Origin of the sequence: [Roseibacterium] beibuensis (assembly GCF_039542305.1) — a bacterium.
Classification (GTDB): domain Bacteria; phylum Pseudomonadota; class Alphaproteobacteria; order Rhodobacterales; family Rhodobacteraceae; genus Roseibacterium; species Roseibacterium beibuensis.
In genome coordinates this window covers 287,225-308,061 of record NZ_BAABHW010000004.1, presented here as the reverse complement: position 1 = coordinate 308,061, position 20,837 = coordinate 287,225, and the positions used below count along the sequence as shown (strand labels likewise).

Annotated in this window: 21 protein-coding genes; 19 read left to right on the top strand and 2 right to left on the bottom strand. The window is 64.5% G+C overall.

What is annotated here, in order from left to right; genetic code table 11:
* Position 1: 1 nt before the first annotated feature.
* The 19 genes from ABD923_RS14660 (at position 2) to ABD923_RS14570 (ending at position 18,497) form a co-directional block, all read left to right on the top strand.
* Complete coding sequence (locus ABD923_RS14660) at positions 2–1,117, top strand: ABC transporter ATP-binding protein (RefSeq protein WP_259549315.1); 1,116 nt, start codon at positions 2–4, stop codon at positions 1,115–1,117.
* Between the two features lie 79 nt (positions 1,118–1,196).
* Entirely contained in the window at positions 1,197–2,672 is a 1,476-nt protein-coding gene (locus tag ABD923_RS14655) for an FAD-dependent oxidoreductase (RefSeq protein WP_259549317.1), read from the top strand.
* On the top strand, positions 2,669–3,427 hold the full coding sequence (locus ABD923_RS14650; protein WP_259549325.1) for a 3-ketoacyl-ACP reductase: 759 nt from the start codon (positions 2,669–2,671) through the stop codon (positions 3,425–3,427). The genes ABD923_RS14655 and ABD923_RS14650 overlap by 4 nt, the downstream gene beginning before the upstream one ends.
* Before the next feature lie 10 nt (positions 3,428–3,437).
* A complete protein-coding gene (locus tag ABD923_RS14645; protein ID WP_259549326.1) occupies positions 3,438–5,024 on the top strand; it encodes a GMC family oxidoreductase in 1,587 nt (528 codons plus the stop codon).
* A gap of 3 nt (positions 5,025–5,027) precedes the next feature.
* A complete protein-coding gene (locus ABD923_RS14640) occupies positions 5,028–6,194 on the top strand; it encodes a dihydrodipicolinate synthase family protein (protein WP_259549328.1) in 1,167 nt (388 codons plus the stop codon).
* 9 nt (positions 6,195–6,203) lie between these two features.
* Positions 6,204–7,217 carry a LacI family DNA-binding transcriptional regulator gene (locus tag ABD923_RS14635; protein WP_259549332.1) on the top strand — a complete coding sequence of 338 codons (1,014 nt, stop codon included), beginning with the start codon at positions 6,204–6,206 and terminating at the stop codon, positions 7,215–7,217.
* Positions 7,214–8,446 carry a glycerate kinase type-2 family protein gene (locus ABD923_RS14630; protein WP_259549334.1) on the top strand — a complete coding sequence of 411 codons (1,233 nt, stop codon included), beginning with the start codon at positions 7,214–7,216 and terminating at the stop codon, positions 8,444–8,446. Before ABD923_RS14635 ends, ABD923_RS14630 begins: the two co-directional genes overlap by 4 nt.
* Before the next feature lie 3 nt (positions 8,447–8,449).
* Complete coding sequence (locus ABD923_RS14625; protein ID WP_259549336.1) at positions 8,450–8,758, top strand: Dabb family protein; 309 nt, start codon at positions 8,450–8,452, stop codon at positions 8,756–8,758.
* An 81-nt stretch (positions 8,759–8,839) separates the two neighbouring features.
* Positions 8,840–9,736: a hypothetical protein gene (locus ABD923_RS14620; protein WP_259549338.1), complete on the top strand. Its 897-nt coding sequence runs from the start codon at positions 8,840–8,842 to the stop codon at positions 9,734–9,736.
* Positions 9,737–9,790: 54 nt separating this feature from the next.
* Positions 9,791–11,308, top strand: a complete 1,518-nt coding sequence (locus tag ABD923_RS14615) for a class I adenylate-forming enzyme family protein (protein ID WP_259549340.1) — start codon at positions 9,791–9,793, stop codon at positions 11,306–11,308.
* Positions 11,305–12,108 (top strand): 3-hydroxybutyrate dehydrogenase, encoded by an 804-nt coding sequence (locus ABD923_RS14610; protein WP_259549342.1) that lies wholly within the window; start codon positions 11,305–11,307, stop codon positions 12,106–12,108. Before ABD923_RS14615 ends, ABD923_RS14610 begins: the two co-directional genes overlap by 4 nt.
* Before the next feature lie 78 nt (positions 12,109–12,186).
* Complete coding sequence (locus ABD923_RS14605; protein ID WP_259549344.1) at positions 12,187–12,987, top strand: S49 family peptidase; 801 nt, start codon at positions 12,187–12,189, stop codon at positions 12,985–12,987.
* Positions 12,987–13,166, top strand: coding sequence for a hypothetical protein (locus ABD923_RS14600; RefSeq protein WP_222191467.1), 180 nt, complete (start codon positions 12,987–12,989; stop codon positions 13,164–13,166). The genes ABD923_RS14605 and ABD923_RS14600 overlap by 1 nt, the downstream gene beginning before the upstream one ends.
* A gap of 10 nt (positions 13,167–13,176) precedes the next feature.
* Complete coding sequence (locus ABD923_RS14595) at positions 13,177–14,145, top strand: calcium/sodium antiporter (RefSeq protein WP_259549842.1); 969 nt, start codon at positions 13,177–13,179, stop codon at positions 14,143–14,145.
* Between the two features lie 17 nt (positions 14,146–14,162).
* Positions 14,163–14,939, top strand: coding sequence for an SDR family oxidoreductase (locus ABD923_RS14590; protein WP_259549345.1), 777 nt, complete (start codon positions 14,163–14,165; stop codon positions 14,937–14,939).
* 308 nt (positions 14,940–15,247) lie between these two features.
* Positions 15,248–17,107 (top strand): excinuclease ABC subunit UvrC, encoded by a 1,860-nt coding sequence (gene uvrC, locus ABD923_RS14585; RefSeq protein ID WP_259549346.1) that lies wholly within the window; start codon positions 15,248–15,250, stop codon positions 17,105–17,107.
* Positions 17,108–17,125: 18 nt separating this feature from the next.
* Positions 17,126–17,791: a CDP-diacylglycerol--glycerol-3-phosphate 3-phosphatidyltransferase gene (pgsA, locus tag ABD923_RS14580; protein WP_259549348.1), complete on the top strand. Its 666-nt coding sequence runs from the start codon at positions 17,126–17,128 to the stop codon at positions 17,789–17,791.
* Entirely contained in the window at positions 17,788–18,039 is a 252-nt protein-coding gene (gene moaD, locus ABD923_RS14575; RefSeq protein ID WP_222191472.1) for a molybdopterin converting factor subunit 1, read from the top strand. The genes pgsA and moaD overlap by 4 nt, the downstream gene beginning before the upstream one ends.
* A gap of 5 nt (positions 18,040–18,044) precedes the next feature.
* Positions 18,045–18,497 (top strand): molybdenum cofactor biosynthesis protein MoaE, encoded by a 453-nt coding sequence (locus tag ABD923_RS14570; RefSeq protein WP_259549350.1) that lies wholly within the window; start codon positions 18,045–18,047, stop codon positions 18,495–18,497.
* 12 nt (positions 18,498–18,509) lie between these two features.
* On the opposite strand, the gene ABD923_RS14565 is transcribed toward ABD923_RS14570, so the two are convergent.
* Together ABD923_RS14565 and ABD923_RS14560 are read right to left on the bottom strand one after the other, a co-directional pair.
* Positions 18,510–18,842 carry a hypothetical protein gene (locus ABD923_RS14565; protein ID WP_222191473.1) on the bottom strand — a complete coding sequence of 111 codons (333 nt, stop codon included), beginning with the start codon at positions 18,840–18,842 and terminating at the stop codon, positions 18,510–18,512.
* A 5-nt stretch (positions 18,843–18,847) separates the two neighbouring features.
* Positions 18,848–20,797: an OmpA family protein gene (locus tag ABD923_RS14560; RefSeq protein ID WP_259549353.1), complete on the bottom strand. Its 1,950-nt coding sequence runs from the start codon at positions 20,795–20,797 to the stop codon at positions 18,848–18,850.
* Positions 20,798–20,837 lie beyond the last annotated feature (40 nt).

Below are 20,837 nucleotides of genomic sequence, written 5' to 3'. Positions count from 1 at the left end.
CATGGGTTTTCTTGATATCAATGGCGTCACCAAGGCTTACGGGGCGGTCGAGGTTCTGCACCATGTCGACATCTCGGTCGACGAGGGGGAGTTCTTGGTGCTCGTCGGCCCGTCGGGCTGTGGCAAGTCCACGCTCCTCAACATGATCGCCGGGCTGGAGGGGATCACCTCGGGCGATATCTCGATCAAGGATACGGTGATGAACGGGGTTCACCCGTCCAAGCGCAACATCGCGATGGTGTTCCAGTCCTACGCGCTCTACCCGAACATGACGGTGGGCCAGAACATCACCTTCGGGCTTGAGATGCATGGCACCCCCAAGGAAGAACGCGAGCGCAAGATGCGCGAGGTGTCGCAACTTTTGCAGATCGAGAACCTGCTCGACCGCAAGCCGGGGCAGCTCTCGGGCGGTCAACGCCAGCGGGTTGCGATGGGGCGGGCCCTGGTCCGGGACCCGGACGTGTTCCTGTTCGACGAGCCGCTGTCGAACCTCGACGCCAAGCTGCGCGTCGACATGCGGACCGAGATCAAGAAGCTGCACCAGAAGCTGGGCACCACGATCGTCTACGTCACCCATGACCAGATCGAGGCCATGACCCTGTCGACGCGGATCGCGGTGATGAACAAGGGGTATGTGCAGCAACTCGGCACTCCGAAGGAGATCTATGACAACCCCGCCAATGTCTTCGTCGCGACCTTCATGGGATCGCCTGCAATGAACGTCCTTCCGACAAAGCTTGAGGATCGGAACGGCGCGCTTCACGCGGTGCTGAGCGGGGCCGAGGGGCAGGAGGTCATCTTGCGGATCGACGACGCGCCCGCGGCCTACGGGGCCTACAAGGGGCGCGAGGTGCTGCTTGGCATTCGCCCCGAGGCGATCACCGATCCCGAAGGCGCGGACCGCAACGCCCGGAATATCCAATCGCTGACGAATACCGTTGGCGTGACGGAACCTGCCGGGGCCGATACCTTCGTGACGATGCATGTTTCGAACCGGGATTGCATCGCGCGGATGCGTGCAGACGCGGATGTTCATCCGGGCCGGCCCTTCGAATTCGCGGTGAACATGGACAAGGCCGTGCTGTTCGATCCCGAAACCGAAAACCGTATCGGATAAAGACCGCCGCCCCTTTCCGGGGGCGGTTTGATTTGCTATTGGAACGATCCAATAAATATGCGGTTTGGGAGGGCGGCGGGTGACCGACGTGGTTATCATCGGATCGGGAATGGGGGGCGCCACGCTGGCGGCGGCACTGGCCCCAACCGGTGCGCGGATCACGATTCTCGAACGTGGCCACCAGATCCCCGACGATGCGCCGGCCCGTGATCCGTGGCGCATCTACGTGAATTCGGCCTTCCGGTCGGATGAGACATGGCTGGACGAGGCCGGGCGGCCATTCGAGCCGGGGAATTACTACAATGTCGGGGGCAACACGAAGCTCTATGGCGGGGTGCTGATCCGCTGCCGCGCCGAGGACTTCGAAGAACAGCAGCACGCAGGTGGCCTCTCGCCCGCCTGGCCATTTCGCTACGATGAACTGGCGCCGTGGTATGACCGGGCCGAGCAACTGTACCAAGTGCGCGGCGATGCAAGCAGCGACGCGACCGAGCCGCCGCATGGCCAGCCCTACCCGTATCCCCCCATCCCGGATGAACCGGCCGTGGCGGAGGTGCGCGCGCGCCTCGAACGCGTGGGCGTTCGGCCTTTCACCCTGCCGCTTGGCGTCGATCTGAACCGCTGGCTGGCGGGCGGTGCGACCGGTTGGGATGGCTACCCGGACACGCGATGCGGCAAGATGGATGCCGAGACCTGCGGCCTCGCCGAAGCCCTGCGGCACGAGACTGTCGAGTTGATCACCGGGGCCGAAGTGACGGGGTTGGCCCTGGGTGCGGATAACAAGCGGATCGGCGAGGTCATCTACCGGAAAGACGGTGAAGAACATCGCCTGCGACCGGCCCTCGTGGCGCTTTGCGCCGGGGCGGTGCAGTCTGCCGCGTTGCTGCTACGCTCGGGCATCGCGAACAGCTCGGACCAGGCCGGGCGCTGTTTCATGAACCACAACGCGACCGCGATGATCGCCATCGACCCGCGGTTCCGGAATGACGCGGTCTATCAGAAAACCTGGGGTATCAACGCTTGGTATCACTCCGATGGCGCAGGTGGCCCGCCCTTGGGCAATGTCCAGCTTTTGGGGCGTGTCACGCCGGATATTCTCAAGACACAGGTGCCGCGCCTGCCCATGCCGCTGGCGCGGTGGGTGTCGGGCCACGCCATCGACCTCTACCTGATTTCCGAGGACCTGCCGGACCCCGAAAGCCGCGTCGTTCTGAACGGGGGCAAGGTGCAACTGCTTTGGCGTCGTTCGAACATGGCCGCGCATGCGGGGTTGGTCGCCAAAACGAAAGAGACGATGAAGAAGGCAGGGTTCCCCATCGTTCTTTCGCGCCTTTTCGACGGCCGGGTGCCGTCGCATCAATGCGGCACGGTTCGCATGGGGGACGATCCGCAGAACTCGGTCATCGATCCGCAGTGCCGATCCTGGGATCATCCGAACCTCTTTGTGGCAGATGCAGGGGCCTTGCCGACCTCGGCGGCGGTAAACCCGTCGCTGACCGTGGCCGCGCTGGCGCTGCGCGCGGCGGAGACCATCAAGAAGGAGATCGCGGCATGACGCGCGTGGCACTCATCACCGGGGGGCAACAAGGGATCGGCCTTGGGATCGCGCGCGCCCTGGTGGACGCAGGCTGGCGCGTGGCGCTGGCGGCGGAACTGGAGGGCGCTGCCGAGACGGTCCGGGCGGCTCTTGCAGAGCTTGGAGAGGCGGCCAGTTACCACCAGCACGATCTGCGACAGATCGAGGATGGATCAGGCCTGATCGACGCCGTCGAACAGGCCCATGGACCCATCACCACTTTCGTATCGAATGCCGGCGTGCCAGCGATGCAGCGCGGTGACCTTTTGGAGATGACGCCCGAAAGTTTCGATCGCTGCATGGATGTGAACCTGCGCGGCGCGTTCTTTCTTGTACAAGAAGCTGCAAGGCGGATGCTCAGGGCGTCGAGCGATCCTTACCGCTCGATCCATTTTGTCACCTCGGTCAGCGCGTCCATGATCTCAACCGACCGTGCGGAATACTGCATCTCCAAGGCCGGGGCCTCGATGATGGCGCAAAGCTTCGCCGCCCGTCTCGCGCCAGAGGGGATCGGCGTGTTCGAGTTGCGCCCCGGCATCATCGCCACGCCCATGACCGCGCCTGTCGCCGAACGATACGATGACCGCATCGCGGGCGGCCTCGTTCCCGCTGGCCGTTGGGGGCAACCCGCGGATATCGGCACGGTCGTGGTGCCGCTGGCCGAGGGGCGTTTCGATTTCGCAACCGGCGCCGTCATCCCGGTGGATGGCGGCCTGTCGATCCATCGTCTGTAAGGGGCCAGGAATGTCCGAAGGCTTTGATTTCATCATCATCGGTGGCGGCAGCGCCGGGAGCGTCCTGGCCGCCCGCCTGACCGAGAACTCCGATACGCGCGTTTGCCTGCTCGAGGCGGGCGGGCGCGACCTTCACCCCTTTTTCCACCTGCCTGCCGGGTTCGCCAAGATGACCAAGGGCATCGCGTCCTGGGGGTGGAGCACGGTCCCGCAACGCCACATGGGCGGCAAGGTCTTTACCTACACGCAGGCCAAGGTGATCGGCGGCGGGTCCGCCATCAACGCGCAGATCTACACGCGCGGCAATGCACAGGATTACGACGACTGGCGGCAGATGGGCTGCGAGGGCTGGGGCTACGAGGATGTCCTGCCCTATTTCCGGCGGGCCGAGGATAACGACACCTACGACAACCGGTACCACGGCAAGGGCGGGCCCTTGGGCGTATCGCAACCCGCCGCGCCCCTGCCGATTTGCGAGGCGTATTTCGAGGCCGCGAAGGCCTTGGGTATTCCGCACAACGAGGACGTGAACGGCGAGAAACAGGACGGCACCGCCTATTACCAGCTCACCCAGCGACATGCGCGACGCTCCTCCGCCGCGATGGCCTACCTGGCGCCGAACCGGAAGCGGGCGAACCTCACCATCCGGTATAATGCCCAGGTCCAACATTTGATCATCGAGAATGGCCGCGCCACCGGTGTCGCGTTGACGGACGGAACGCGGCTGACCGCCGAGGGCGAAGTGATCCTGTCCTCCGGCGCCATCGGGTCGCCGCGCCTGTTGCAGCTTTCGGGCATCGGGCCGGCCGATCACCTGGCGGGGCACGGGATCGACGTGGTGTTCGATCAGCCCAACGTGGGGGAGAACCTGCAAGACCATCTCGACCTGTATTGTATCTGCGAAGTGTCCGGCCCGCACACCTATGACCGCTATGCCAAGCCGCATATGTCGGTGCTGGCCGGGCTTCAGTATCTGCTGACCCGCACCGGGCCGGTGGCCTCATCGCTCTTCGAGACCGGGGGGTTCTGGTATGCCGATCCGAATGCCCGCTCGCCCGACCTGCAGTTTCACTTGGGTCTTGGCACGGGGATCGAGGCGGGCGTCGCCGCGATGCCAAATGGCGGCGTCACGCTGAATTCCTGCTATTTGCGCCCACGGTCGCGCGGCACCGTGCGTCTGGCCAGCGCCGATCCGGCGAAAGCACCGCTCATCGACCCGAATTACTGCGCTGATCCGCTGGATCGCGAAATGTCGATCCGCGGGTTGAAGCTGACGCAGCAAGTTCTTGCACAAGAACCTTTGAAGCCCTTCATTAAGGCTGAGCGTTTGCCCGGGCCGGACGTGAAGACCGATGAAGAGTATTTCGCCTTCATCTGCGAACACTCCAAGACCTCGCATCACTGCGCGGGCACCTGCCGGATGGGCATCGACCCCGGCGCGGTCGTCGACCCGCGCCTGCGCTTCAACGGGATCGAGGGGCTGAGGATCGTGGACAATTCGATCATGCCCACCGTCATCTCCTCCAACACCAATGCCGCGGCGATCATGATCGGCGAAAAAGCCTCTGACATGATCCGCGAAGACCACGGGATCTGAATCATGTTGCGCCTGCCCACCTATGAAGGAACGCTCAAAGACTATGCCCTGACAGGCGATCCGCTGTCGCCGCGTGCGCCTGAGATTTCCCTGACCCGTACTGCCTTTGCCGCCGCGCATGTCATCTCGGACCCGATGGCTGAGCGGGACCCGTGGCTTGGCCGCCCCGCCGTCGATTGGGACGCCACGCTCAACTTTCGGCGCACGCTTTGGGATCAGGGCCTCGGCCTGGCCGAGGCAATGGACACGGCGCAGCGCGGCATGGGTGTCGATTGGGCCACGGCGCGGGAGTTGATTGACCGCACGATGCGGGACGCCAAGGCGCATCCGCTTAAGCCGCGCGTCGCGTGCGGGGCAGGGACCGACCACAAGCCGCTGTCGGAGCTGACCGATGCAGAGGCGATCATCGCCGCCTATGCCGAGCAGATGGAGGCGATCGAGGCCGCTGGCGGGCAATTGATCCTGATGGCGACCCGCGCGCTTCCAGCGATCAAGGCGGGGCCCGAGACCTACGCATCGGTCTATGATCGCCTGATCGAGCAGGCGGCAGAGCCGGTCATCCTGCATTGGCTGGGTGACATGTTCGACCCGGCCTTGACCGGCTACTGGGGCAGCACCGACGTGGCCGAGGCGACCGAGATCGTGCTCGACCTGATCACCCGCCACGCGGCGAAAATCGATGGCATCAAGATCAGCCTGCTGGACCAGGCGCATGAGGAAGCCTTCCGTGCCCGGCTGCCCGATGGTGTGCGCCTCTACACTGGCGATGACTTCAACTACGCCGATCTGATCGAAGGCGACGGCACGCATTATTCGCATGCGCTCCTCGGCATTTTCGCGGCCATCGCACCCGCCGCCAGCCAGGCGCTGGAGGCGCTCGCCAAAGGCGACACGGAAACCTACCACGCGCTTTTCGCGCCCACTGTTCCGCTTAGCCGCGAGATCTTCAAGGCGCCCACGCAGTTCTACAAGGCGGGCATCGCGTTCCTGTCTTGGCTGAACGGGACGCAGCGCCATTTCATCATGCCGGCCGGGTTCCAATCGTCGCGCGAGATTACCCAATATGCGCAGGTCTATCGCCTCGCCGATCAAGCGCGGCTCCTCTCGCGCCCCGATCTTGCCGAGGCGCGGATGCGCACCCTTCTGGCCCTGCACGGGATCGACGGCTAAACAGGCCGCATGAAACGCCGCCCCACCATCATGGATGTCGCCGCCCGCGCGGGCGTGTCGAAATCCACGGTCAGCCTTGTCCTGCAAGGGTCCAAGCAGGTGCGGGCGGAAACGCGTGACTTGGTGCGCCAAGCCATGGCCGAGCTGGGCTATGTCTACAACCGCGCGGCGGCCACGTTGCGCGGGTCGTCTGTCGGGCTGGTCGGCCTTGTCATCAACGATCTGCGCAACCCCTTCTTCACCGAGTTCGCGACGACCCTGCAAATGGCCCTGGCGGCCGAGGGGTATGCCACCGTTATCTCGAACTCCGACGAAGACCCTGCGCTGCAGGCCAAGCTCGTTGCCTCCATGATCGAGCATGGGGTGAACGCCGTCGTCATATCGCCCGCCTACGGGGACGGGCCCGCGACCTTCGACCAACTGGCGCGGGCGGGCATTCCGGTGCTCCAGGTCCTGCGCCAGATCGACGACCGCCTCGATCTCTTCCCCTTCTCGAGTTTCGACTATGCGACCGGCAGTGCCGAGGCGGCCCGCCATCTGATCGCGCAAGGCGCACGCCGCATTGCGTTTGTCGGCGGGCTGGAGGGGCGGGCCATTACCCTGGAGCGCATGTCGGGCTATCTCGCCGAGCTGGATCGTGCCGGTCTTCCAGCGCTTCAGGTGCAGGGGCGCGCCACGCGGGCCTTCGGGATCGAAATGGCGGATCATCTTCTGGCGGACCATCCCGATTGCGATGCGGCCATCTGTTTCAACGATCTGGTCGCGTTGGGCCTTATGGCCGGGTTTGCCCGTGCCGGACGGCAGCCGGGCCGCGATTTCCGCCTCGTCGGGTTCGACGATATCGAGGAATGCGCACAGGTCTGGCCGCAGCTTTCCTCGGTGTCTTGCGACATCGCGGATTTCGCGAGAGAGACGGCGGAAACCCTTCTGACATGGATGAAAGAGGGTCGTGTCCCGGCACCCGAGCGGCGCGCGCCCGTGCATCTGGTGGCGCGTGCGTCCAGCCTTGGAGAAACCGAATGACCCCTGACACCCTGCTCCGCCGCATGTTCGACAAAGCGGTCGAGGTGGCCGACCCGATGCAATCTCTTGCGCGCGTGCTGCCTCCGAAACCCGAGGGCCGTGTCGTGGTCGTCGGCGCGGGCAAGGCAAGCGCGCGGATGGCCGAGGCGGTCGAGGCCGAATGGGGCCCGTGCGCGGGGTTGGTGATCACGCGCTACGGGTATGCCCGCCCCTGCAAGGGGATCGAGATTGTCGAGGCCGCGCATCCCGTCCCCGATCAGGCCGGAGCGGACGCGACCCTGCGCATGCTCGCCTTGCTGGAAGGGCTGGGTGAGGATGACTTCGTTCTCGCGCTGATATCGGGCGGGGCCTCGGCGCTGCTGACCGCGCCCGCCGGTGACATCACCTTGTCCGAGAAACAGGCGGTCAATGCCGGGCTGCTCGCCTCGGGGGCGCCCATCGGGCAGATGAACATCCTGCGCAAGCATCTCAGCCGGGTAAAGGGCGGGCAGCTTGCGGCTGCCGCCTATCCCGCGCGAATGCTGTCGCTTATGATCTCGGACGTGCCGGGGGACGATCCCGCGTTGATCGGGTCCGGACCCACCGTAGGCGACGCCAGCACACCGGCCGATGCCCGCGCCATTCTGGACCGCTGGAAGATCGAAGCCGCCCCGAGCGTTCACGCCGTTCTTGCCGGCGAAACGGGGGTGATCCCCCCGGACGATCCGCGTCTGTCGCAGGTCGAAAATGTGATCTACGCGGCCCCGTCCCAGTCGCTTGAGGCCGCTGCCGAGATTGCTGCCGCTGCGGGCTACGCGGTCGAAATCCTCGGCGATGCGCTGGAAGGTGAGGCACGTGAAGTTGCCGCAGAACATGCAGAACTGGCCCGTGCCGCCAAGGGGCCACGCCTGCTGCTCTCGGGTGGCGAACTGACCGTCACGCGTCGCGGCGACGGCGTTGGCGGCCCGAACGCGGAATATGCGCTGGCACTTGCCGTTGCGTTGCAGGGCGCGCGCGGCATCCACGCCATTGCCTGTGATACCGATGGCGTCGACGGGGCCGCCGAGGTGGCCGGGGCCATCATCGGCCCTGATACGCTGAACAAGGCGCGCGCCGCAGGGGTGGACCCCTCCGATGCGCTGGCCAGAAACGACGCGCACAGCTTTTTCGCCGCCATCCACGATCAGATTGTCCCCGGCCCGACATTGACCAATGTCAACGACTTCCGCGCCATTCTGATCGAAGGCTAGGCCATGCTACATCACATCGTCCTGCTGGACCCCGCCAATGCCGAGGCCGCCGATCACTTGCGCGAGGCCTGTTCGATCCTTGCCAATCTCGTCGGCGAGGTGCCGGGCATGGTGGCCTTTCACCATGGTCCCAACCGCGATTTCGAGGGTAAGTCGGCGCGCTACGCCTATGGCTTCACCGTGACCTTCACGGATCGCGACGCGCATCTCGCCTACGAATGCCACCCCGAGCATATCCGCGCCGGTGAAATCCTCGTGGCGAATTCCTGCGGCGGGCATGACGGGATCTTTGTCGCCGATCTCGAAAGCTGAGGGCGAGGCTGGCCCCGCGCACCCTTTCCGGGCAAACTGCGCCGCGAGCAGAAAACCCGAATGCGCAGGACCAGCCACGAGATGAGCACAGAGACGCTGTCGATCTTCTTCGTCGCCGACGGCGTGCGGCTGGAATGGCAAAGCTGGCTACTGGCATCATCGCTGGCGTGCGCGCATGACGGACGGGGCGACGTGCGCCTCTATGCTTACGCGAGCGAGGGGTATCTGCCCGAGGTCCATGCGGCAACGCGCGACCTGTACGAGGTCTGCGGCGTCGAACTGCGTCCTTTGCCGGATACGCCGAACTGGCGCGGTGACTATCCGCATGGCAACAAGCTGGTCGCCGCCAGCGACCGGCGAGACGGGGCGCGGGCGATCTTTCTCGATACCGACATGGTTTGCGCCAAGCCCCTGACGCCCATGGCTGACCTGCCAGCGGATACGGTCGCCGCCGCGCCGGAAGGATTGCCGACCTGGGGCAAGGAGAACGATCGCTGGGAGCGCGCCTATGCCCATTTCGGTCTGCCCCTGCCAAAGGAACGGCTGCGGCTGCTGCGCGGGCGGAAGCTGGAATACCTGCCCTATTTCAATGCCGGGTTCGTCTGCTTTCCCGAAAGACCAATGACTCATGATGGCAAGCGGTTTGCCGATCACTGGCTCGAAACGGCGCTCGATTTCGACCACAACTGCGCCATCGGCAACAAGCGGCCCTGGCTTGACCAGATCACCCTGCCGCTGACCTTGGCGCGGTTCGGCTACGCCACCGAAGTGCTGGGTGAGACGTGGAACTATTCCCTGACTAGGCGCAAGGATTACAGCCAGACACCGGATGTCGAGATCCTGCATTACCATCGCGCGGCCTTCCTGGAGCAGGCCCCGCAATGGCCCGCGATCCTTGAGGATTTCTGGGCGCGGATGCCGAAACACCATCACGACCACGCCCATGCCTGTCTAACCGAGATGGGGCTGACGCTCTGACATCTTGCCCCTCTGCGCGCCCCGTGCTGATCTGTGCGGGGGAGGGCATATCTGATGAACATCGCGATCTGGCTTGAACGCATTGCCAAGGTGGCTGGCGGGACCCCCGCCTTGATGCTGGGCGACACGGTCGTGGCCGATTACGCCGGCTTTCATGCCCGCGCGGCGTCGCTGGCTGCGGCTTTGCTGGAAAAGGGCATCTTGCCCGGCGACCGGGTCGGCATCTTCGCCAAGAACTGTCCCGACTACCTCGTCTGTTTCTACGGCATCTGGATGGCAGGTGCCGCGGCCGTGCCGATCAATGCCAAGCTTCACCCCAAGGAAGCGGCCTGGATCCTGTCCGATGGCGATGCAAAGCTTTGTTTCGTGACCGAGGATTTGGGTGCCGGTCTTGCCGACCAGACCGAACGCGGGCTGATCGACGTGGGCGGCGAGGATTTCGCCGCCATGACCAGCGGACCCGCAGCGCCGCTGGTCGAGCGTGACGATACGGACCTGGCGTGGCTGTTCTACACCTCGGGCACCACTGGAAAGCCCAAGGGCGTGCAGATCACCCACGGCATGCTGGCGGCAACGTCGCTTTGCTATCTCATCGACGTGGACCCGGTCACATCCGACGACGCGGCGCTTTATGCCGCCCCGATGAGTCACGGCGCGGGGATCTACGCCCCCATTCATGTCCGCATGGGCGCGCGGCATATCGTGCCGGTCTCGGGTGGGTATGACGCGGGCGAGGTCCTTGCCCTGTCCGCCGCGCATGGTCCGACCTCGATGTTCATGGCGCCGACCATGGTGCGTCGTCTGACCGATGCCGCCAAGGCGCTGGGCCTGCGCGGCGATGGTATCCGAACGATCGTTTATGGCGGCGGCCCGATGTACAACGCCGATATCGAGGAGGCGGTCGAGTGGTTCGGTCCGAGATTCGTGCAGATCTACGGGCAGGGGGAATGCCCGATGGCGATCAGCGCGCTGTCCCGGGCCGACGTCGCCGACCGAAGTCATCCCCGGTGGCGCGCGCGCCTGTCCTCGGTTGGACGGGCGCAGTCGCGGGTCGAGATCGCCATCGGCGACGGAGCGGGGGCTTTCCTGCCACCGGGCGAGATCGGCGAAATCATGGTGCGGGGTGCGCCGGTGATGCCGGGATACTGGCAAAACCCCGAGGCGACGGCAAAGACGCTACGCAACGGCTGGCTCATGACCGGTGACATGGGGCGGCTGGACGAAGACGGCTACCTGACGCTTGCCGACCGATCGAAAGACGTCATCATTTCCGGCGGCACCAACATCTACCCGCGCGAGGTCGAGGAGGTGCTTCTGACCCATCCTTCGGTGCACGAGGTTTCCGTCGTCGGTCGCCCATCCGAAGAGTGGGGCGAGGATGTCGTGGCCTTCGTGGTCACGGTTCCCGGCACGACATGCGATCAGGCCACGCTCGATGCCCATTGCCTCGACAACATGGCGCGGTTCAAACGGCCAAAGGCCTATGTCGCTTTGCCCGAACTGCCCAAGAACAATTACGGCAAGGTCCTCAAGACCGAGCTGCGCAAACGTCTGGAGGAGGACGCGACATGACCGACCTGTCTGGAAAAACCGCCCTTGTAACCGGCTCTGTCCAGGGGATCGGCCTTGCCATTGCCGAGGCGCTGGCCGAGGCGGGCGCGCGGATCGCGGTGCATGGCATCGCAGGCGATGCGCAAATCGAAGAGGTCTGCAATCACCTGCGCGACAAGGGCGCGCCGCAGGCCGAGTTTTTCCCGGGCGATCTGCGCGACCCTGACCGCATCGACGCGCTGATGGACGCCGTTGCCGCCTGGGGTGGGGCGGATATCCTCGTGAACAACGCGGGCATCCAGCATACCGCCCCCATCGCCGAGATGCCGCGCGAGACATGGGATACGATCCTGCAGATCAACCTCTCCTCTGCCTTCTCGACCATGCAGAAGGCCCTGCCGCGCATGGCCGAACGCGGCTATGGGCGCGTCATCAACATCGCCTCGGTCCATGGCCTTGTCGCGTCGAAGGACAAATCGCCCTACGTGGCGGCCAAGTTCGGGCTGGTGGGGTTAAGCCGGGTGGCCGCGCTGGAATACGCGGCCTCGGGCGACAAGAAAAAAGGGGGCGTGACCGTCAACTGTATCTGCCCCGGCTGGACGGAAACCGCGATCATCGAACCGCAGATCCAGGCGCGGGCGGGTTTGCATGGCGGTGATCGGGATCTGGGTATCGCCGACCTGTTGGCCGAGAAGCAGCCCTCGCAGCGCACCTCGGACCCGTCCGAGATCGGGGCGCTGGCGCTTTGGCTATGCGCACCCATCGCGCACAATGTCACCGGCACGGCCATTCCCATCGATGGCGGCTGGACGGCACAGTAGGGAGGCGGGGCCACAAGACCGGGCAAATCCGCTGGCCGCGCCTTGTTGCCGCGCAATCGGCACTCTACATCGCATTCCATGAAACGCTTCATCCCTTTCGTGAAATCCGATCCGGTGGTCGCCGTGATCCGGCTGAACGGTGCGATCATGGCCTCCCCGCGGGGCGGTCTGTCCGATGCCGCTTTGGCCCCGGCGATCGAACGGGCGTTTCGCAAGGGCAAACCGGCGGCCGTGGCACTTTCGATCAATTCGCCCGGTGGCAGCCCGGTTCAATCCTCGCTCATCGCCGCGCGCATTCGCCGGCTGTCCGAGGAAAAGGAGGTTCCGGTTCACGCCTTCGTCGAGGACGTGGCGGCATCGGGCGGCTATTGGCTGGCCTGCGCGGCCGATCACATCTGGGCCGACCACAGCTCGATCCTCGGCTCCATCGGGGTGATCTCGGCCGGGTTCGGGTTCCACGAGGCGATGCAAAAAATCGGTGTCGAACGCCGCGTTCATACCGCCGGTGAAGACAAGTCGATCCTCGACCCCTTCCGCCCCGAACGCGCCGAGGACGTGGACCGCCTGAAAGATCTTCAGTCCGACATCCACGACGCGTTCAAGGCGCATGTCGCATCGCGCCGGGGGGATCGCCTGAGCGGCGACAAGGATTTGTTCACCGGCGCGTTCTGGACCGGTGCCAAGGCGGTCGAATTGGGCCTTGCGGACGGGATCGCGCATCTCGTTCCTAAGATGAAGGACCTGCATGGCGACAAGACGCGCTTTGCCGTTTACGGCCCCAAGCGCAGCCTTTGGCAGCGCTTCGGCGCGCAGATCGCGCAGGATTTCGGCCGAGGACTTGAGGAGCAGGCGCTTTGGGCCCGCTACGGGCTGTCCTGATGGTCAAGATCGTCACCCTGTTCCTGATCTTCATGATCGTGCTCGCCATGTTTGGCCGCCTGCGCCTGCCGGGCCTCAAGCGCGGAAAGGGCCTGCCGAAACCGCGCCTTTGCCCGGAATGCGGACGATACAACCTGCGCGGCGGCGATTGCCCGCACTGCACGGAAAGGCGGGACTGACGGCATGTGGATGGAGTTCGCGCTGGCGGGGCTCGGCCTCGTCATCCTGCTTCTTGCAGGGGATGTGCTGGTCAAGGGCGCCGTCAATCTCAGCCTGCGCCTGGGCATCCCCGCCCTGATCGTCAGCCTGACGGTCGTGGCCTTCGGAACATCCGCGCCGGAACTGCTGATCAGTATCAAATCTGTCCTCAATGGCGTGCCGGGCCTGGCGCTTGGCAATGTCGTTGGCTCGAATACCGCGAACATTCTTCTGGTTCTCGGCATCCCGGCGTTGATCTCCGGCCTGCGCGCCGGGAGCGACACACAGCGCACCTATATGGTGATGATCGTCTCGACGCTGATCTTCATCGGCCTTGCCTTTGCCGGCCCGATCACGTGGTGGCATTCGATCATCCTGCTGGGCATTCTGTCGCTTGTCCTGCTTGACGCGGTGCGGTCCGCCCGCGCGCATCGGCGCGAGGCGAATGGCGCCAGCGCCGAAGAGGCCGCCGAGATCGCAGGCATCGAGGAACTGGAAGAGGCCGATCCAGACATGCCGTGGTGGCAGATCGGTCTGTACGTCCTGCTGGGCCTGATCGGCTTGCCGTTGGGGGCGGATCTGCTGGTGGACAGCTCCATCGCCATCGCCTCGGCCTATGGCGTATCCGACACGGTAATCGGTCTGACGCTGGTGGCCGTTGGCACCTCTTTGCCCGAGCTTGCGACAACGGTCATGGCGGCGATCCGCAAACATGCCGATGTGGCGCTCGGCAATGTCATCGGGTCCAACATGTTCAACTTGCTGGCCATCATCGGGGTGGCGGCGCTGGTTGGGCCGATCCCGGTCGACCCGGAATTCCTGAGTTTCGATCTGTGGGTAATGCTGGCCGCCTCGCTGGTGCTTGCGCCCTTCGTGTTCCTCGGGCTGCAAATGGGCCGTTTGGTCGGGCTGGGTTTCTCTGCCCTTTACGTGACCTATATCCTCGTTCTCCTGACTTGAGCGGAAAAGAGGCTTTCATGACGGCACTGGTGACGGGCGCGGGCAAGCGTTTGGGCAAGGCAATGGCGCTGGAACTGGCCCGGGCTGGCCATGACGTGGCGGTTCACTACAATTCCAGTGCCGACGCGGCCGAGGAAACCGCGGCCGAGATCCGCACGATGGGCCGCAACGCCGTGACCGTAGGGGCCGATCTGCTGGACGAGGGCGCGGTACAAGCGCTCTTGCCAAAGGCATCCGAAGCGCTTGGGCAGCCCATTACCATCTTGGTCAATAACGCCTCGATCTTCGACTACGACAATATCGAAACAGCGACGCGTGAAAGTTGGGATCGCCACCTCGAATCCAACCTGCGCGCGCCTTTCGTTCTGACGCAGGCGCTGGCCGCGCAGATGCCCCCCGCGCAGCCGGACGAGAATGGCGAGCCACAGGCACAAGGGCTGGTCATCAACATGATCGACCAGCGCGTGCGCAAGCTGACGCCGGAATTCATGACCTACACGATTGCGAAGATGGGCCTCTGGGCCTTCACCCGTACGGCGGCGCAGGCGCTGGCCCCCCATGTCCGGGTCAACGCCATCGGGCCGGGGCCCACGATGCAGGGCGCGCGGCAGTCGGACGAGCATTTCGCGAACCAGCGCGCAGCCACTGTTCTGGAGCGCGGCGCGGACCCTCAAGCCATCTGCGAGGCGCTGCGGTATTTCCTGACGGCGCGCGCCGTAACGGGGCAGTTGATCTGCGTCGATGGGGGGCAACACCTGGCTTGGCAAACCCCGGACGTGCTCGGGGTGGAGTGATCGTTGCAGTTGACGCGACCAAACTTCTCCACCGTGAGTGACGATGTGACGTTAGGGTAACGCCCGCGTGACAAATGCAAGACTGGCGCGGCTGAGAGAAAAAATATCATTTTAAAACAATGACATATTTGGCCGCCCAAAAATTGTGCAATCTGCAGAAGTCGGCCAAAAATAAGGGAAAATTCTCTATCCCCAAGTTTTATCCGGAAGCTTATCCACAGGATTGGGGGATATTCCAAGGCTTGCATCCGGCCTCAGACCGGTGCAGCCCGGAAAGGAATCGACTTAGGTCCTGAACGATGTCGGAAATGGTCGAAAACCAACCGCAAACCGGGCACGAGGTCATCCAGGCCTACGTGCGCAAGCTCGACAATTCGCCGGGTGTCTATCGCATGCTCGATGCGCAATCGCGCGTGCTTTACGTCGGCAAGGCGCGGGCGCTCAAGCGGCGCGTTTCGAACTACGCAAAGCCCGCCGGTCATAGCCCGCGCATCGCGCGCATGATCCGCGAAACCGCCTCGATGATGTTCCTGACCACACGCACGGAAACCGAGGCGCTGCTGCTGGAACAGAACCTGATCAAGCAGCTCAAGCCGCGCTACAACGTGCTGCTGCGGGACGACAAGAGCTTTCCGAATATTCTCGTCGCCAAGGATCATCCCTATCCGCAGATCAAGAAGCATCGCGGCGCGAAGAAGCAGAAGGGCAGCTATTTCGGCCCTTTCGCAAGTGCGGGGGCCGTGAACCGAACGCTGAACCAACTGCAAAAGGTTTTCCTGCTGCGCAACTGCACCGATGCCAGTTTCGAAAGCCGCACGCGACCTTGCCTGCTTTACCAGATCAAACGCTGCTCGGCGCCCTGTGTCGGGTATATTTCCGAAGCCGATTACGCGGCCTCCGTCCGCGATGCGGAACGTTTCCTCAAGGGCGACTCGAAGGATTTGCAGGAGCGTCTTGCAGCCCAGATGCAGGAGGCCTCGGCGGCCATGGAATTCGAGCGCGCTGCAGCGCTTCGTGACCGCATCCGGGCGTTGACGGCTGTTCAGTCTGCGCAAGGCATCAACCCGCGCGGCGTGACCGAGGCGGACGTGATCGCGCTGCACATGGAGGGGGGGCAAGCCTGTGTGCAGGTCTTCTTCATCCGGGCCAACCAGAACTGGGGCAACCGCGATTTCTATCCGCGCGTGGGCCCCGATATCGACGAGCCCGAGGTGCTGGAGGCCTTCCTTGGCCAGTTCTACGACCAGAAAGAACCGCCGCGTCAGGTGATCCTCTCGCACCCGGTCGAGAATACCGACCTGATGGCCGATGCCCTGTCGCAGAAACGTGGCCGCAAGGTCGAGATCGTGGTGCCCCAACGCGGTGAGAAGGCTGAACTGGTCGATAGCGCCCTGCGCAATGCCCGCGAAAGCCTTGGCCGCCGCTTGGCCGAGGGGCAGGCGCAAGCCAAGCTGCTCGACGGTCTGACCGAGGCGTTCGACCTCGACGGGCGCCCGTCGCGGATCGAGGTCTATGACAACTCGCACATCCAGGGGGCGCATGCCGTCGGTGCGATGATTGTCGCCGGCCCCGAGGGGTTCATGAAATCGCAGTACCGAAAGTTCAACATCCGCGGTGACAGCCTGACGCCGGGTGACGATTTCGGCATGATGAAAGAGGTTCTGACCCGCCGCTTTCAACGCCTTCTCAAGGAAGATCCCGACCGGGAGTCCGAAGCGTGGCCGGATCTGTTGTTGATCGACGGCGGTGCGGGTCAGGTCAGCGCCGTGGCCGAGATCATGGAAGAACTCGGGATCGACGACGTGCCCTTCATCGGGGTCGCCAAGGGGATCGACCGCGACCAGGGCAAGGAGGAATTCTACCGCCCCGGCAAGCCGGCCTTCGCGCTGAAAAGAAACGACCCGGTTCTCTACTTCATCCAGCGGATGCGGGACGAGGCGCACCGGTTCGCCATCGGCGCCCATCGCCAGAAACGCGCCAAGGCGGTGTCCGCCACGCCGCTCGACGAGGTGCCCGGCGTCGGCGCGACCCGCAAACGCGCGCTCTTGAACCATTTCGGCAGCGCCAAGGCCGTGTCACGTGCAAACCTCGCCGACCTGAAGGCGGTCGAAGGAATTTCCGATCAGATGGCCGAGACGATCTACGCCTTCTTCCATGAGCGCGGCTGACAGGATAAGTCTTCGCCCATGAACTGGACCTTGCCAAACATCCTTACCGTGTTCCGCCTGATCGCTGCGCCTATGGTGGGGCTGATCTTTCTGTTTCTGCCACGTCCTGCCGCGGATTGGGTGGCTCTGATCCTTTTCGTGGTGGCGTCGTTGACCGACTACGTGGATGGCTGGATGGCGCGGTCGTGGAACCAGGTGTCGAAATTCGGCGCCATGCTGGACCCGATCGCGGACAAGGCGATGGTGGTGATCGCGCTGGCGGTCATTCTTGGCCTTCACGGCATCACGGCGTGGACGCTGGTGCCTGTCACCGCGATCCTGTTCCGCGAGGTCTTCGTCTCGGGCCTGCGCGAGTTCCTGGGCGATACGGCGGGGACGCTCAAGGTGACCAAGCTCGCCAAGTGGAAGACGATGGTTCAGATGGTGGCAATCGCGCTGCTGTTCGCCTGGGGCCTGTTCGACCACTACTTCCTGATGCAGACCTTCGGCATGAACGGAGAGATCGTCAGCGGCATCCTTGCCGGCGAGATCGAGGATACCGTTGGCCTTACATGGAAATATCAAGGTCTGATGACCGTGTCCTACGGTGGCCTCGTCTTGTTGTGGCTGGCCGCGGCCCTGACCCTGATCACCGGGTTCGACTATTTCCGCAAGGCGCTGCCTTACCTGAGGGATAATCCATGAAACGGGATCTGCGCTATTTCGCCTGGCTGCGCGAGCGGATCGGCACCGGGCATGAGAGCATCGAGACCGAGGCCGCAACCGTTGCGGACCTGATCGAAGAGTTGCGGCAACGGGACGAGGCTTATGCTTTTGCCTTTTCCGACACCGCCGCAATCCGGGCCGCGCTGGATCAGGACTTGGTCGAACTCGACACGCCCCTGGGCGATGCCCGCGAGGTGGCGTTCTTTCCGCCCATGACCGGGGGCTGAGTGAGATGGAGACCGTGCGCGTTCAATCCGACCCGTTCGACATGGGGGCCGAGTTGAACGCCTTCGCCGCCGCCATGGCGAAGAAGAACGCGGGCGCCGTGGTCAGTTTTTCGGGCCTCACGCGCGACATCGCAACGGGCGATCTGGATGCAATGGAGATCGAACACTACCCCGGAATGACCGAAAAGGCGCTGGCCGAGATCCGGGACGAGGCGATCGAGCGCTTCAACCTGTCGGATGCCATGATCCTGCACCGCCATGGCCGGATGGGGCCGGGGGAGCCGATCATGATGGTGGCAACCGCTGCACGCCATCGCGCGGATGCCTTTCAGGGCGCCGAGTTCCTGATGGACTACCTGAAATCCCGCGCGCCCTTCTGGAAGAAAGAGATCACCGCCCAAGGCGCGGAATGGGTCGCCGCGCGCGACGAGGACGAAGACGCCCTCAGCCGTTGGTAGGGGCGCGCGGCGCTACTGCGCGCCCTGGTTCATCTGCTCGATGTAGCTGCGCAGTTCCTCGGTCTCGGCCCGCGCTTCGCGCAGACCCTCCATCGCCGCGCGCAACTCTGCCTCGGTCTGGCTAAGCTGGTTGGTCAACTCGTTCTCGCGCTGCTGAAGATAGGCGATCGCCTGGTCGCGCGTTTCCTCGGCATCGTGGAGGGCGCGTGCGAGTTCTTCCATCTCGCCCAGGTCTGCGCTCGACACCTGGCTGAAACGGTTGACCAGCCACCGCGCCAGCCAACCAAGCGCAAAAGCCACGAACAGGATGATCGCGATGGCGATGATGAATTGCAGGCGGTTCATGCGCCTTACTCCTCTTCTTCCGCGGCTTCGGCGGCCTCGGTTATGCTGTCAGGGCGCGGCTGGGGCCGGATCTCGAATTCGTATTCCTCGGACGCTTCGGGCGCGTCCTCCCCGTCGCCCGCCTCCTCGCCGTCCGCGTCTTCCGCCCCGGCGGCCAGCAGGCGGAACTCGATGCGACGGTTGAGTTCGCGCCCTTCCTCGGTTTCGTTTGAGGCGATGGGCTGGCTTTCCCCATAGCCCTGTGCCGTCAGGTTCGAGACCAGAACGCCCCGCGCCAGGAGCCCGTTCAAAACCGCGTCGGCGCGCGACTGGCTGAGGTTCAGGTTCATCTCTTCGCGGCCCTGGCTGTCGGTATGGCCGCCAATCTCCATGCGGACATGCATGCAGTTGGGCAGGATTTCCGCGATGCGGTCGAGGATCTCGCCGGCTGCCTCGTTGATTTCGACCGAGCCGGGATCGAACACGATTTTCGTCTCTTCCTGCACCGCCTGGATCTGGGCGACGCATTCTTCCGCGGTCGGCAGGGAGGCGATGGGGTCGAGCGCCTCGTCATACCTGACATCGAGCTGGAAATCGGCGGCAGGACCCAATTCGTCAGCCAGTTGCCGGGCCAGAACCGAGGCAAGATCCGGATCGCCGGTGGTGCCGGACAGGTTCAGCGTGTCAGCTTCAAGGATAAGCTGCCCTTCGTGCAACGCGGACAGGGCGCGCAGGCCTGCCATGGTCCGCACCGACCAGCCCTCGGGCAGGTCGCTGACGGCGCGGGTGGCCATGTCGGTCCGATCACGCCCGAAGGTCGCCACCGCAAAGGCCTGAACCGAGCGGCCCACGGCCCCTTGGGGCAAGCGGCCCCGCAAGCTGACGCCGGTGTCAGGGTCAAGCTGCGCAACGAAGCGCGACAGGCCGGCGGATGTCGGGCTCTGTGTTTCCGGGAGGATCCCGGTCAAGGAAAAGACCGCGGGCAGTTCGGCGTCCAGTTCGCCGACCAACTGGTCGAACCGGTCCTGTGACATGCCTTCGCTGCCCGTCAGGGTCACGTCGGCATCGCTGAAGGTCAGCGTTCCGGTCTCAAGCTGCGCCAGCGTACCGATGGCCTGCTCGACGGCAGCGGCCCAACGCGGTGTGGGCACGCCAAGGCCAACGGTGCAGTCGATCTCGCCTTCGACACCGGCGGCCTGCGCGGCGGCAATGATGCGCTCGGCGGCTTCGGGCGTGTCGGCTGAACAGGTTTCCATTCGCGTGCCGTCCTCGTCCCGCACCAGGCGCAGCGCGAAGGGGGTCAGGACCGGACGGGGCGCCGAGATGTCCAGGACCACCTCGACCCCGTCCGGGCGGGCGGCCTCCAGCGTTTCGATGAACTCTGCCCGTTGCTCGGCGCTTTCGCTGACGGCTTCGATCTCCACCCGGTCGGCGAAGACGGTCACCTTGGACCGAGGCAGTTCGCGCAGGGCTTGCAGCCCGTAGTCCATTGCGGCTTGCCAGGTTGCGGGCGCGGGGTAGTCGGCGGTCTCGACCATGTCCATGACCTCGACCCCCTCGGTCACGCCCGAGATCGACTCGACCACCGTGTCCCGGCCGGTCGTAAGGGGCACCAGGCCGATCAACTGGATGCCGTCCCCGTTGCGCAGCATGTCCAGCGAAAAGCGCGGGGCGGTCGTCGTGTCGGCCACCGCGATTTCGAGGTGGTTCACGATCCTGTCGGCATCGACGATCGCACTGGCGCGACTCAGGGCGCGGAAGGCCGAGGCCTCGTCCGGCGCGGTTCCGTCGAGAAAGAGTTGCAGACCGTCCGCGCTCACTTCGGCCCAGCCCAGTCCCTCTTGCTCCAGCGCCTGTTCCACCGCGTCGACCGATCGGTTTTCGATCGTGATGGCGGCAAGGATGGCTGTCCCGATCGACAGGACGCCGGCAGCGGCAAAGGCGGCGGCCGTGACAAGATGGGGTGTGCGGTTCATGGGCGGCGTGTCATCCGTATCCGTAAGGGGATGCACAGGG

Coding starts and splice junctions, on each gene's coding strand:
- ABD923_RS14660 (WP_259549315.1), top strand. CDS start 2: ATGGGTTTTCTTGATATCAATGGCGTCACCAAGGCTTACGGGGCGGTC.
- ABD923_RS14650 (WP_259549325.1), top strand. CDS start 2,669: ATGACGCGCGTGGCACTCATCACCGGGGGGCAACAAGGGATCGGCCTT.
- ABD923_RS14645 (WP_259549326.1), top strand. CDS start 3,438: ATGTCCGAAGGCTTTGATTTCATCATCATCGGTGGCGGCAGCGCCGGG.
- ABD923_RS14640 (WP_259549328.1), top strand. CDS start 5,028: ATGTTGCGCCTGCCCACCTATGAAGGAACGCTCAAAGACTATGCCCTG.
- ABD923_RS14635 (WP_259549332.1), top strand. CDS start 6,204: ATGAAACGCCGCCCCACCATCATGGATGTCGCCGCCCGCGCGGGCGTG.
- ABD923_RS14630 (WP_259549334.1), top strand. CDS start 7,214: ATGACCCCTGACACCCTGCTCCGCCGCATGTTCGACAAAGCGGTCGAG.
- ABD923_RS14625 (WP_259549336.1), top strand. CDS start 8,450: ATGCTACATCACATCGTCCTGCTGGACCCCGCCAATGCCGAGGCCGCC.
- ABD923_RS14620 (WP_259549338.1), top strand. CDS start 8,840: ATGAGCACAGAGACGCTGTCGATCTTCTTCGTCGCCGACGGCGTGCGG.
- ABD923_RS14615 (WP_259549340.1), top strand. CDS start 9,791: ATGAACATCGCGATCTGGCTTGAACGCATTGCCAAGGTGGCTGGCGGG.
- ABD923_RS14610 (WP_259549342.1), top strand. CDS start 11,305: ATGACCGACCTGTCTGGAAAAACCGCCCTTGTAACCGGCTCTGTCCAG.
- ABD923_RS14605 (WP_259549344.1), top strand. CDS start 12,187: ATGAAACGCTTCATCCCTTTCGTGAAATCCGATCCGGTGGTCGCCGTG.
- ABD923_RS14600 (WP_222191467.1), top strand. CDS start 12,987: ATGGTCAAGATCGTCACCCTGTTCCTGATCTTCATGATCGTGCTCGCC.
- ABD923_RS14595 (WP_259549842.1), top strand. CDS start 13,177: ATGGAGTTCGCGCTGGCGGGGCTCGGCCTCGTCATCCTGCTTCTTGCA.
- ABD923_RS14590 (WP_259549345.1), top strand. CDS start 14,163: ATGACGGCACTGGTGACGGGCGCGGGCAAGCGTTTGGGCAAGGCAATG.
- uvrC (WP_259549346.1), top strand. CDS start 15,248: ATGGTCGAAAACCAACCGCAAACCGGGCACGAGGTCATCCAGGCCTAC.
- pgsA (WP_259549348.1), top strand. CDS start 17,126: ATGAACTGGACCTTGCCAAACATCCTTACCGTGTTCCGCCTGATCGCT.
- moaD (WP_222191472.1), top strand. CDS start 17,788: ATGAAACGGGATCTGCGCTATTTCGCCTGGCTGCGCGAGCGGATCGGC.
- ABD923_RS14570 (WP_259549350.1), top strand. CDS start 18,045: ATGGAGACCGTGCGCGTTCAATCCGACCCGTTCGACATGGGGGCCGAG.
- ABD923_RS14565 (WP_222191473.1), bottom strand. CDS start 18,842: ATGAACCGCCTGCAATTCATCATCGCCATCGCGATCATCCTGTTCGTG.
- ABD923_RS14560 (WP_259549353.1), bottom strand. CDS start 20,797: ATGAACCGCACACCCCATCTTGTCACGGCCGCCGCCTTTGCCGCTGCC.